The sequence below is a fragment of the Pseudomonas sp. P1_A1 genome (assembly GCF_056406935.1).
This window is the reverse complement of the sequence record NZ_JBFTZE010000028.1, coordinates 1-11708: the sequence shown is the minus strand read 5'-3', so window position 1 is coordinate 11708 and position 11708 is coordinate 1. Positions and strand designations below refer to the sequence as shown.

General features: G+C 60.0%; 10 protein-coding genes. 5 read left to right on the top strand and 5 right to left on the bottom strand.

Annotation, left to right across the window (positions count from 1 at the left end):
- Positions 1-59: 59 nt before the first annotated feature.
- Positions 60-2765, bottom strand: coding sequence for an RHS repeat domain-containing protein (locus AC1D2Q_RS27965; protein WP_477815356.1), 2706 nt, complete (start codon positions 2763-2765; stop codon positions 60-62).
- Between the two features lie 178 nt (positions 2766-2943).
- On the opposite strand from AC1D2Q_RS27965, the gene AC1D2Q_RS27960 reads away from it, so the two are divergent.
- Genes AC1D2Q_RS27960 through AC1D2Q_RS27950 form a run of 3 tightly spaced genes read left to right on the top strand, consistent with a single transcriptional unit; the run spans position 2944 to position 4711 of the window.
- Complete coding sequence (locus AC1D2Q_RS27960) at positions 2944-3408, top strand: multidrug transporter (protein WP_477815318.1); 465 nt, start codon at positions 2944-2946, stop codon at positions 3406-3408.
- A 32-nt stretch (positions 3409-3440) separates the two neighbouring features.
- Entirely contained in the window at positions 3441-4265 is an 825-nt protein-coding gene (locus AC1D2Q_RS27955; protein ID WP_477815317.1) for an SDR family oxidoreductase, read from the top strand.
- A gap of 47 nt (positions 4266-4312) precedes the next feature.
- Positions 4313-4711: a DUF4440 domain-containing protein gene (locus AC1D2Q_RS27950; protein ID WP_477815316.1), complete on the top strand. Its 399-nt coding sequence runs from the start codon at positions 4313-4315 to the stop codon at positions 4709-4711.
- Positions 4712-4756: 45 nt separating this feature from the next.
- On the opposite strand, the gene AC1D2Q_RS27945 is transcribed toward AC1D2Q_RS27950, so the two are convergent.
- The 4 genes from AC1D2Q_RS27945 to AC1D2Q_RS27930 are packed head-to-tail and all read right to left on the bottom strand — an operon-like array spanning position 4757 to position 9587.
- Complete coding sequence (locus AC1D2Q_RS27945; protein ID WP_477815315.1) at positions 4757-5620, bottom strand: efflux RND transporter periplasmic adaptor subunit; 864 nt, start codon at positions 5618-5620, stop codon at positions 4757-4759.
- Positions 5621-5645: 25 nt separating this feature from the next.
- The gene (locus AC1D2Q_RS27940) at positions 5646-5846 is read right to left on the bottom strand and encodes a DUF1656 domain-containing protein (RefSeq protein ID WP_007896379.1); all 201 of its coding nucleotides are present in this window, start codon (positions 5844-5846) and stop codon (positions 5646-5648) included.
- Positions 5836-8028, bottom strand: coding sequence for an FUSC family protein (locus tag AC1D2Q_RS27935; protein WP_477815314.1), 2193 nt, complete (start codon positions 8026-8028; stop codon positions 5836-5838). The genes AC1D2Q_RS27940 and AC1D2Q_RS27935 overlap by 11 nt, the downstream gene beginning before the upstream one ends.
- 59 nt (positions 8029-8087) lie before the next feature.
- Positions 8088-9587, bottom strand: a complete 1500-nt coding sequence (locus AC1D2Q_RS27930) for an efflux transporter outer membrane subunit (RefSeq protein ID WP_477815313.1) — start codon at positions 9585-9587, stop codon at positions 8088-8090.
- 270 nt (positions 9588-9857) lie between these two features.
- Here AC1D2Q_RS27930 and AC1D2Q_RS27925 point away from each other — a divergent pair, with 270 nt between their 5' ends.
- Complete coding sequence (locus AC1D2Q_RS27925; protein WP_018927142.1) at positions 9858-10826, top strand: LysR family transcriptional regulator; 969 nt, start codon at positions 9858-9860, stop codon at positions 10824-10826.
- A gap of 336 nt (positions 10827-11162) precedes the next feature.
- A complete protein-coding gene (locus AC1D2Q_RS27920) occupies positions 11163-11540 on the top strand; it encodes a DUF6124 family protein (RefSeq protein WP_477815355.1) in 378 nt (125 codons plus the stop codon).
- The last annotated feature ends 168 nt before the right edge of the window (positions 11541-11708 follow it).

Below are 11708 nucleotides of genomic sequence, written 5' to 3'. Positions count from 1 at the left end.
TCGTCCAGCCCGCTGCGTTCCCTATCCGCAGCGGGTTGGGCGGGGGCTTTTTTACACATTCATGCAGCCTTACGGGTTGTGGCTGGTTTTCTATGCCAGCCACTGACCTTTATTGATCCTGGTATTTTGATCTCAAGTGTTCCATGAAACGCACTATCGATACTGTCAAGTAATGCTCGTGAACTCATTCTTCCCACCTGAACCGGACTGATTCCCGAGTTGCCTAACAGCAGCGCCTTCAATTCTTTCAGTGGGCCTTTAACCATTGGCACCGCGCTCAGGTCCGAAGAGTGTTTGGGATCGAGTACATCGGGAGAAGCAAAAAACTCTACCTTATCGAAATCTTTACCCAAGGCTGCCTCCAGCGCCTTGTCATCCTCAAGATCGTATTCGGCAAAGTGTGTCATCGAGCCGAGAAACTTGCGTTCATTCACTTCTCCATTTATCGCCAGAAGAAAGAAGGTGAAGCCCATGTTTCCGGCCTTGGTCCAATCCTTTTCATTGGTATTGCCGCCCTTTCCGCCCAACGTCTTCAAGTTCTTGTGAACCAAAGAAAAGTTAGACGCGATTTCCATAAAGGGAGGTGTTTCGCCGCTGCTCCCGTAGACCGTGTAATGGCGCAAGGTAAAGCTCTGGGGCTTGGTCTTTTCAAGCACCGCAGGTGTTGCCTTTGCTGTTTTGAACTTCAGTTTGTCCTGAGTGATTGTGTTCATCATGTTGTAAGGAGTCACTCTATCCGTATCGCTGTAATTGTCCTTATACGATTCAAAAATCTCGATCGCTGTACGCACTGCCGAGTTGGATTTTGAGTTTTCACCCTGCTCGTCAAAGAACGTTAACGGGTTGTTTCGAACCATCCGATACAGGTTCAAGCCATCCACAGCGCCTGCCGGATCGGTACTCGCCCATCGCTGCAACCACGGTATGTAGTACCGGAAGCCATAGCAATAAAGCCCCGTGGCATCCTGTTCCTTGCCCGAATAACGAATGGTTTTATAGTCCACTTCAATCGCGTCGTACCACGCGGTCTCGCCAAAGGGATAAAAAATTTCCCGGCTGATGATTTGCGCGTCATCGGCCAGTTCCACGGTGCAGGAGCTCAGGTGATCGACCAGGGTGTAGCGGTACTGATCGTTGACACCGGACGGTGGCTCGCTGTCCCAATGCAACACCCGCACGGTGTTGAGGCCAGCCTGCGCGGTGATGACCTGCAACACCACCCCGGTGCCACTGTCGGTACGAAGTTCCAAGCCCTGCAAGTAACGCACTTCAGCTATCACGGTGCGAGCCCTGGTCTGCAACGCGCGGATTTTGCGCACCCGCTGGCCAGCGCCATCGTAAAAATAGCACTCACCGTCATTGCGCCGGGAGGCGCGCTCCACCGGGCTGACCGATTGCAACTGATTGCGCAGATCCCAGGTCAAGAACCGTCCCTGATCCAGATCCAGCAAATTGCCTTTGGCGTCGAACGCGGCGGCGATTTCGTCTTCAGTAGGCGGCACGCCGTTGCGCCAGGGCAGGCAGCGGTTGCTGTAGCGGGCGGCTTTCAAATCGCGCCCATGGTTTTGCGCGCCGACGTGGGTCAGCTTCAGCAGATTGCCGCCCTCGTCATAGCGGTAAATCTGCCGATAGTTGCTAACCGCCGCCGGATCGGTGCGACCAACCGACTCGGGTCCTTGAACGGGACCGCCCGCTTCCCATCCAAAGGCTTCGATCAACCGGTACAGGCTGTCGTAGATGAAGCGACTGATCGGGTCGATGCGCTGGTTGGCGAAGTAGCGCACCGGCAGAGCCTTGTCCTCGATGCTCAACACGTTGCCCATCGGGTCATAGTCATAGATCAGATGCTGCAACATTCGGGCGCCGGCATCCAGTGCCCGACGCTCCATCAACAGACCATCTTCGGGACGGTAAACGAAGGTTGTTTGCACCCCGTTGCCCGCGACCTCCCGTTCGACTTGCCCTTCGGCGTTGTAGCGGATCTCGCTGACTAACGTTTGCCCAACGGGTTGATCCTTCAATTGCAGTCGACTCTCGCGCAATCGGCCATCGACGGTCAGGGCGAAGGTCTGGCGATTTTCCCTGGCATCGGTCTGTTCAAGCACATAACCCAGCGGACCGAATCGCCACCTGGACATCGCCCCCGCCCCCGGTTCGAGCAGCCGTTGGCGATCATTGATCAGTTCCGGCCAGTAGGGAGTGACCGGATCGAGGGTGAAGTGGCGGGTGTTTTCAACACATTGGCCGCTGATCGCAAACGCGTCGAACAGCACACTGCCCGCCGGGTCGTCGTGGCGAATCAGTTGGCCGTACTGGTTACGGTCCTGATTGCCCTGGCCGGGGCAGCCATAGGTAAAACGTTCGGTACAGCGACTTGGCTGCGCAGCGCCCTGCTCGAACACCGCCACTGGCCGCAGCAAATCGTCATATTCAACCTCGCGACGGGTTTCGCGGCTGTCCCGCCCCACCAACACTTCACCGGCCAAGCCATGCAAGTTGATCTGCGTTCCGGCGTCGACGCTGTCGGTACGCAGCGCGTTCCCGGACAGCGAATACACCGTGGTCAGATTGGGAGGTGCTGTTTGCAGCGCCCACAATCGCGGATCCCACTGTTTCACCGCACGTCCTGCACCATCGTGAACAGTGCGATTGATGCGGACCTCAGCGGGCAGGTTTTCGACGGCACGCCAATAATCAACCGAACGGATCGACAAGCCACGCGGATCGACGACCGTCAGTTTGGGTGTCTTGTGGTGCATTTCCATCGCCACCGTCCATCGAATAACAGCCCTGTCGGCCAATGTCTTCTAACGTTTCAAGAGCATGGCTGGCTACTGTCAGAAATTACAGTGCCGACCAGCGGTACAATCCCTTGCTCACCGAATGTCCATTCCCGCATCCCTTCGGTAGGATGGTGGTTATCCGTTCAAGGAGCGTTCAAACATGTTCATTGGCGTCCTGCTGGTCATCACCTGGCTGATCCTGCTGCTGCGTTATCCGGCCAAGGCTGTGCCGGTTTCCGTGGCGGCCGCTGTCGGATTGGGCCTGGTGGCGACGTGGGTGATCTGGCTGGACAACCGCGAGGTCAAGCAACTGGCGCGCCTTGAGCTGCGCATCACCTACGCACCCGAACACTGCCCGGCAGATCGGCCATTGAAACTCACGATGAAAAACGGCAACGACGTGCCACTGACCGAGTTGCGCTGGCGCATCGCGGCGTATGCGCCGGGCGATACGGTGAACCTGGCCGACAATCAATACGCCGCGCCACGTTATCGCGGCCCCGGCGAACTGCAGGCCGGCGGCAATTGGGAAGACTGCTTGCCGCTACCGCCCTTGCGCCCCGGCTACCGACCACAAACCCTGGAATTTCGCGCTGAACGGTTGCAGGGTAGTTTCTCCGACTGATCCCCCTTTTTCTTTTGCACAAGGACCGCGCCATGCCTGTTGCGTTGATTACCGGTTGCTCCAGCGGCATTGGCCGCGCACTTGCCGACACCTTCAAAAATGCCGGTTACGAAGTCTGGGCCAGTGCCCGCAAGGCTGAAGACGTGGCAACCCTTACCGCCGCCGGTTTCACCGCCGTGCAGCTGGACGTTAACGATGGCCCGGCCCTCGAACAGCTGAGCGAGCGAATCAACCAGCAACGCGGCGGCCTCGATGTGCTGATCAACAATGCCGGTTACGGCGCCATGGGGCCGCTGCTCGATGGTGGCGTGCCGGCCATGCAGCGCCAGTTCGAAACCAACGTGTTTGCGATTGTCGGCGTCACTCGCGCGATGTTCCCTGTACTGCGTCGCGCCCGGGGGCTGGTGGTAAACATCGGCAGCGTTTCCGGGGTTCTGGTCACGCCGTTTGCCGGTGCCTACTGCGCCTCGAAAGCCGCCGTGCATGCCTTGAGCGATGCGCTGCGCATGGAACTGGCGCCTTTCGGCGTGCGGGTCATGGAAGTTCAGCCCGGCGCTATCGCGTCCAGCTTCGCGAAGAATGCCGGCCACGAAGCCGAGCAACTGATCACCGAACAATCACCGTGGTTTCCACTGCGTGAAGGTATTCGTGCACGGGCCAAGGCCTCCCAAGATAAACCAACGCCGGCCAGTGAATTTGCCGCCGGTTTACTCAAGGCTGTGCAGCAGAGCAAAACGCCGCGTCTGGTGCGTTTGGGTAACGGCAGCCGGGCGTTGCCGTTGATGGCGGGGTTATTGCCAAAAGGATTGCTGGAGTCGGGGTTGATGAAGCGGTTCGGGTTGCGCGGGCAGCTCTGAGACCGCGAAGGCGTCAGAACACACTTTTCAGACTTTCAGGAAACAGCATGACCGACTACACCGAATACTTTGACGAAGTGATCCAGGCCCACGTAGCCATCGAGCAATGGTTGGCCGAGGAGCGAGACGAGGCCGAGCTCGAGCAATTGCTGACGCGTTTTTCACCGCAGTTTTCCATGGTCTCGCCGTTGGGCCGGGTGCTGGATTTCGGGGCGTTGAATGAATTGTTTCTGTTGGCGGGCGGGAAGAAGCTCGGGTTCAGGATCGAGCTCAGCGAGTTGCGAGGTGTCGCGCTGTATGACGGTGGCGCAGTGGTCAGTTACCGCGAGCAACAGACCGATGCGACGGGACTGCATTCTGATCGGCGGTCCTCGGTGGTGTTTGAGAAACAGGCCGATGGCAAGGTGGTTTGGCGGCATTTGCATGAGACGTTTTGCCAAGGCTGACACCGCCGCTTTTTGTGGCGAGGGGGCTTGCCCCCTCGCCACAGGTTATTCGCCAGCCGGGGGGGTCACCACCACCGTACACGTAATCCCCGCCGCCAACAGCACCCCCTGCGGCACTTCATCAATGTGAATCCTTACGGGTACCCGCTGCGCCAGACGAACCCAGTTAAAGGTCGGATTTACATCAGCGATCAGCTCGCGGCTTTCCGGGTTATCGCGGTCGTAGATACCGCGAGAAATACTTTCCACGTGGCCCTTGAGCACTTCGCCACTCATCAATTGCATGTCGGCTTTATCACCCACGCGAACATGCGGCAGTTTGGTTTCTTCGAAGAAGCCATAAACCCAGAACGAGTTCATGTCGACCACCGCCATTTTCGCTTCGCCGATGCGCGCATAGTCACCGCGATGGACGTTGAGGTTGGTGACGTAGCCGTCCACCGCCGCCCGCACTTCGGTGCGTTGCAGGTTCAGTTCGGCGGCTTCCAGTTGCGCCTGGGCATGCTGGTAATCGGCCAGGGCCGAGTCGGCGATGTTGGTGGCGTCGTCGCGGTTTTCCCTGGAGATCACCAGGTTGTCGAGGTCGGCGCGGCGATGGGCGTTGACCTTGCGCATCTCCCACGTGGCCTTGCGCGAGGCCACCAGGCTCTGCGCCTGTTTCACCGCGAGGCGGTAATGCTCGGGGTCGATGCGCATCAGCAGGTCGCCCTTTTTCACCAATTGGTTGTCGCGCACCGGCACCTCCACCACCTCACCGGTCACGTCGGCGGCGACATTGATGATGTCGGCGCGCACCCGGCCGTCACGGGTCCAGGGCGTGTTCATGTAATGCACCCACAAGGTCCGGCCGATCCACAGGGCAAGGGCCAGCACCAGCAGGGTCGCGAGCAGGCTGAAAAGCTTTTTCATCAGGGCCTTCTTCAGTGATAGAGAGTCAACGGTAGACAGTCAGCGCCAGGGCGCCGAACAGACAGGTAAACAGGCTCAGGCGCAGCAGCGCCGGGTGCCAGAAGAAACGGTACAGATCGAACCCGGACAAGAACCGGTCCAGCGCCCAGGCCAGCGCCGCCGCAATGAAAAACATCAGGGTCATGGTCGGCATGTACACGCCGTGGAAGGCGATTTCACGAGGCATGTTCAAGTCCTTCGGGCTTGGCAGTGGTGTATGAGGCCAGCGGCGATTGCGGGTCGAGCAACGAGGTGCGGATGAAGTGCAGATAGCTCTTCACCCGGCGCAAGGCAGAGGTGTCGAAGTGCGGCGCGAAGGGTTCGTCGGTGGCCTGCACGCGGCCGATCGCGTGGTCGACGGCGACCAGCGCACGCTCCAGATTGCTCTGGCCCGGTTGCAGAAACAGCCGCACCAGCGAACGCCCCATCACCCGGATGGACTGGCGCCACGGCTGGGATTCGGCATACGCCGGGTGCACCGGCAGAATCGCTTGTTCCTTACGCAGTTCGATAATCGCGTGGCCGACTTCCAGCACCACCAACATCCAGCGCAACAAGTCCCGCTGCACCTGCGGCTGCCCTGCGGCGAGGCCATAGGCTTGATGCAGCAAGTCCCGCGTGCGACTTTCAAAACTCGACGCCAGGCCTTTGAGTTTGCCGCTGATGGCGTACACCACTTGCCCGCGCAAGTCCTGCTCCAGCCGCCGCCACAACCAGCGGCTGTTGGGCGGCAGAATGATTGCCCCGGCCGCCGCGCACACCAGCATGCCCATGACCATGGCGATGTAGTCGTTGATAAAGGCGTAAGGGTTGTAGACCGTGAGGTTGTCCGGCACGGAACCGGTGCTGAAGAAGATCAGCAACCCCAGCCCAACCCCGGCGTATTGCGGCCGTGAAGTGAGGAACGAGCCGAGCACGATCACCGGCGCGAGCATCACGCAAAGCAATGGAAAACCGTCGATCCAGGGGAAGATGAAAAACATCTCGACGAAGCCGATCAGCGCCCCGAGCAAGGTCCCGCAGGCCATCTGAAACGCCATGCGCTTGGGGTTTGGCGTCGCGGCTGACAGGCCGACGGTGGCGGCAGCGATCAGGGTCATGGTCGCCCCGCTCGGCCACGCGGTGGCCACCCAATAGCTGCCGAGCACCACAAGGATGAACGCTGCGCGAATCCCCGACGCGGCCGAGGCCAGCCAGTTGGTTTGCGGGGTGAAGGGCTCGTCCCAACGCTCCCGTTCGTGGCTGTGATCGGCGAGCGACGCGTGGGTCTGTGCATAACTGTGCAAGTCGTCGACGAAGCGATAAAGCAGTTCGTAGGCGGTGTGAAAATCCAGCTGCTCGGCGTCGCTCGGGTCGCTCTCCTGAAACCTCGTCCGCAGCTTGCGCACCCGCGCCGGCAAGTTGTCCTTGTAAGTCGCCAAGGCGCTGGCCAGGCGAGCGGCATCAGGGCTGGTCAACGCACGGCCGCTGAAACCGTCGAGTACTTCGGCCAAGTCCTGCAACCCTGGTTTGATCGCCGCGACAACATGATCGGCGCTGCTACTGCGCAGGCGCTCGAGCAACTGATGCAGGGCGTTGAAACGCGTGGTGATGCCCATGAACTCGCTGTTCAAGCGACTGAGTCGTCCGTTGCGTCGACGCATGTGCGGGTCTTCGAACACCGTGACGCTGCGCAGTCCTTCCAGGCCCACCGCCTCGGCGATGAAGCGCACGTTGCTGGCTTCGAAAGCATCCCGTTTGCTCCGATCGCGCAAGCCATCAGTGACGAACAACGCGAACACGCCGAAGCGCTGATACAAGGCGTTGCGCATCGCGGCGCTGGCGGTTTGCGGCAGGATCGCGGCGCTGACCAGCGTCGAGCAGAGAATCCCCAGAGAGATTTCCAGCACCCGCCAGACCGCAGCCATGAATGCGCCGTCCGGATGCGCCAGAGCGGGCAGTCCAACCATCGCCGCCGTATAACCGGCGAGCACAAATCCGTAGGCGCGGAAGTTGCGACAACGCGCTGCGCCAGCCGTGCACAGGCCGACCCAGATCGCCAGCGAGCCGAGGAACAGCTCCGTGTTCTGTGCGAACAAGGCAATCAGCGCGACCATCACCGCCGAACCGGCCAACGTGCCGAGGAAGCGATAGAAACTCTTGGCGAACACCTGGCCGCTTTGCGGTTGCATGACGATGAACACGGTAATCATCGCGGTGCGTGGTTGCGGCAATTCAAGGCGCATGGCCAGCCACAGGGTGAGGAATGCGGCGAACAGCACCTTGAAAATGTAGACCCAGGTCACGCCGTCGCTGCGCGCCCAGTCGAAGAACCCCCGGCGCCATTCAAGGGAATACAGCCAGCGCAAAGGTGCGGGCAAGGGAGTCATGAAATTTTGCTCAATGGTCTAGGGCTTGAGGAACTGTGGGTGTGCCTGAAACGTCGTGCTCACTTCAAAAGGCTCGGGGTTTTCGGGGGCTGGGTTTTCTCGGCACTCGGGACGTCGTTGCCAGCGCCCAGGCCTCCGCCCAAAGCCGTCACCAGCTCAGCATGAGCACTCAACCGCGCAGCCTGAACCTGCTGCTGCACTTGCTGTTGCTTGAACAGCAAAGTCTGCGCATTGAGCACGTTGAGGTAATCGGTGAGCCCACGTTGATAGGCGATCATCGCGATGTCGTAGGTCTTCTGCGCCGTGGCCACCGATTCGGCGGCGAACGTTTGCTGCTTGTCCATCGACTCGCGGCGGATCAACTGATCGGAGATGTTCTTCAGCGCGTTGACCAGCGTCTGGTTGTATTTGGCCACGGCGATGTCATAACCGGCCGAGGCTTCACCCAGCTCGGAACGCAAGCGGCCGCCGTCAAAAATCGGCAATGTAATCGCAGGTCCCACGCTGTAGTTGAGCTTCTTGCCGGTCAGGAACTCCAGCGCACCGCCGCCAGTGGCCATGTAGCCGAGGCTGCCGACCAGATCGACGTTGGGGTAGAAACCTGCGTGAGCGACATCGATGCCCCGCGCCTGGGCCGCCACTTGCCAGCGACTGGCAACCACGTCCGGGCGTTGCCCGAGCAATTGCGCCGGCAGCGACGACGGTAATTTCAGCGCAGTTCCCAACGACAGCGTCGGCCGTTGCAACTGCGCGCCCTCCCCCGGTCCCTTACCGGCCAAGGCCGCGAGCTGGTTACGGCTGAGGGCGATTTCTTCATCCAGCGCATCGAGTTGGCGATGGGTTTCCGGTAGCGGCGTTTCGGCCTGGCTGACTTCGAAGTGCGTGCCGATGCCACCGTCCAGGCGTTTTTGCGCCAGGTCGAGGATTTGCTGTTGCTGCTTCAAAGTCGCCGCGACGATGTCCCGTTGCGCGTAATGCAACGAGAGTTCGATGTAGGCGCGCACGATGTTGTTCTGCAATTCGAGCTGGGCCTGCCGCGCCTCGGCGGCGCTCATGTGCGCCATGTCCACGGCACGCTCGGTGGCGTTGCTTTCGCGCCCCCAGAGGTCGAGGGCATAGCTGAAGCCCAGCGCGGCGTTGTTGTCCCAAGTGGTGGTATTGGCCAACTCACCGGGGCCGTAGAACTGATCGGTGGGCCAGTTGTGGCGTTTGAGGGTCGACTGGCCATTGATCTGCAGCGACTCGGCGGACTCGGCAATACCCGCCATGGACCGGGCCTGACGCACTCGCGCGGCGGCCATGGCCATGTTCGGACTGTCTTGCAGGGCGAGGGAGATCCAGCGGTTCAGTTGGGGGTCGCCGTAGGCTTGCCACCATTGGGCGGTGGGCCAGTGAGCGTCCCGGGCGGCGCTCTGAATGGCTTCGTCGGTGGCCAGTGAATCGGCCTCCAGTGCCTTGCCTTGCGGGGCAATCCCGCCGGTTCCGATGCAGCCGCTGATGGTCACGGTTAAAGCCAAAACACTGAGCGTCTTGAGCGCTCTGTTGATGCGACGCGGCACTGCTGCGATTTCCTGAAATAGGGAAGGTACGAAGTCCTGTAGGAGCCGGCTTGCTGGCGATGGGAACGCCGCGGTCTATCTGAAGACCGCAGTGATGCCATCGCCAGCAAGCCGGCTCCTACAGTCGGCGTAATTCTAGGGGTGGGCCTTGTTGGCGATAAGCCGGGATTCTTGTGAATCTTTGTTACCGTTAACGAGATAATCCCTTGGTCGGGGTCTCAGTCTCTGAAACTTCGTGTCACAATTTGCCATTCGTCAAGAGAGCACCCCATGGACACTTTGCAAAACATGCGCGCCTTCAGTTACGTGGCCGAGGCCGGCAGCTTCACCGCCGCCGCCGTGCAACTGGACACCACCACGGCCAATGTCTCGCGCGCGGTCTCCAACCTGGAAGCCCACCTGCAAACCCGCCTGCTCAACCGCACCACCCGCCGCATTGCCCTGACCGAAGCGGGCAAGCGCTACCTGTTGCGCTGCGAGCAGATCCTGGCCTATGTAGAAGAAGCCGAAGCCGAGGCCAGCGATGCTCACGCGCGCCCGGCCGGGCAACTCAAGGTGCACACCATGACCGGCATCGGTCAGCACTTCGTGATCGACGCCATCGCCCGCTACCGCAAGACCCACCCCGACGTGACCTTCGACCTGACCATGGCCAACCGTGTGCCGGACCTGCTCGATGAGGGCTACGACGTGTCCATCGTGCTCGCCAGCGAACTGCCCGACTCGGGCTTCGTCTCCCAGCGTTTGGGCATCACCTACAGCATCGTTTGCGCATCCCCAGCCTATGTAAAAGCCAACGGCTGCGCGCAGAAGCCCAGCGATTTGCTCAATCACATGTGCTTGCGCCTGGTGAGCCCGGTGATCCCGCTGGAAAAGTGGGCTTTCGATGGCCCCGAAGGCCAGGAAATGGTCACCATCAACAGCTCACCGTTTTTGGTGAACTCCGCTGATGCGATGAAGACAGCGATCACCAGCGGCATGGGTGTTGGTGTGTTGCCGGTGTATGCAGCGATTGAAGGCTTGCGCAACGGCACACTGGTGCGGGTGATGCCCAAGTATCGGTCGCAGGAATTGAACCTGTACGCGATTTATCCTTCGCGGCAGTACCTGGATGCGAAGATCAAGACCTGGGTCGAATACTTGCGTGGGTCGTTGCCGGAGATTCTGGCGGCGCATCAGGCGGAATTAGCGGCGTATGAGTTGAGTGGGAGTTTGGGTGGGGCTCGGCTGGCGAACTGATTTCACGGTCCTACAGACGCGGTGGTTTTTGGGGAGGTTTCCGACAAGTTTTGGCGGTTGTTGCGTCGGAAGCGAAGTGGGTAGGCTTTGTGGGTCGCTGCCAAATCAGCGATCAGGTCTGGAAAACCTGGCGAACACTGACCACAGCCCATGGCATACTGCGGCGCTTTTTTCTGCACGCAATTCCTTGTTATGGCAGCTGTGCGCGGGAGACCTTCGGGTGTGCCGGTTTTTGGTAGGTGTACCGGTTTTTCCAGTCCGCGCATGGCTGCCACCCTTTCGTCTGGAAAACGAAAGATGGCAGTTTCACTTCACCTGCCAATGAGTAACTTCCGCATGATTAAAGAAACACCGAACCCTCCGGAAACCGACGACGTTTCCCCCTACGAATCCCTCGATTCGAAAAAGCTCCACGACGCCGCCGAACGCGCGCTCGATCACTACCTCAACCCCTCCGCCCTCAAATCCCCCGTGGCCCGCAAGCCGAGCACGATGTTTATGGTTGCACCGGATATCAAAGACGAAGACCTGTTGGCCCACACCTGTGAGTCGTTGGCCCAGGCCAGTGTGATGGCGAGTGATTTTGCGCGGTATCTGGAAGGGCCGCATCGGCACACGGCGATGGCGATTCAGCAGATCGTCATGCTGGCCGAGCTGGCGGTGAACCGGATGCTCGATAACGTCAACGTACCAAAACCCGCGCCACACAGCTGATCCCCTGTAGGAACGAGGCTTGCCCGCGAAGGCTTTCTCACATTCAACATGGATGTCGCCTGACACGCCTATACCGCGAGCAAGTCCACTTCACGTAGGAGCTGCCGAAGGCTGCGATCTTTTGATCTTAAAAATCAAGATCAAAAGATCGCAGCCTTCGGCGGCAGC

Excerpts from the sequence above, each read along its gene's own strand:
- AC1D2Q_RS27965 (WP_477815356.1), bottom strand. The coding sequence starts at position 2,765 with ATGGAAATGCACCACAAGACACCCAAACTGACGGTCGTCGATCCGCGT.
- AC1D2Q_RS27960 (WP_477815318.1), top strand. The coding sequence starts at position 2,944 with ATGTTCATTGGCGTCCTGCTGGTCATCACCTGGCTGATCCTGCTGCTG.
- AC1D2Q_RS27955 (WP_477815317.1), top strand. The coding sequence starts at position 3,441 with ATGCCTGTTGCGTTGATTACCGGTTGCTCCAGCGGCATTGGCCGCGCA.
- AC1D2Q_RS27950 (WP_477815316.1), top strand. The coding sequence starts at position 4,313 with ATGACCGACTACACCGAATACTTTGACGAAGTGATCCAGGCCCACGTA.
- AC1D2Q_RS27945 (WP_477815315.1), bottom strand. The coding sequence starts at position 5,620 with ATGAAAAAGCTTTTCAGCCTGCTCGCGACCCTGCTGGTGCTGGCCCTT.
- AC1D2Q_RS27940 (WP_007896379.1), bottom strand. The coding sequence starts at position 5,846 with ATGCCTCGTGAAATCGCCTTCCACGGCGTGTACATGCCGACCATGACC.
- AC1D2Q_RS27935 (WP_477815314.1), bottom strand. The coding sequence starts at position 8,028 with ATGACTCCCTTGCCCGCACCTTTGCGCTGGCTGTATTCCCTTGAATGG.
- AC1D2Q_RS27925 (WP_018927142.1), top strand. The coding sequence starts at position 9,858 with ATGGACACTTTGCAAAACATGCGCGCCTTCAGTTACGTGGCCGAGGCC.
- AC1D2Q_RS27920 (WP_477815355.1), top strand. The coding sequence starts at position 11,163 with ATGATTAAAGAAACACCGAACCCTCCGGAAACCGACGACGTTTCCCCC.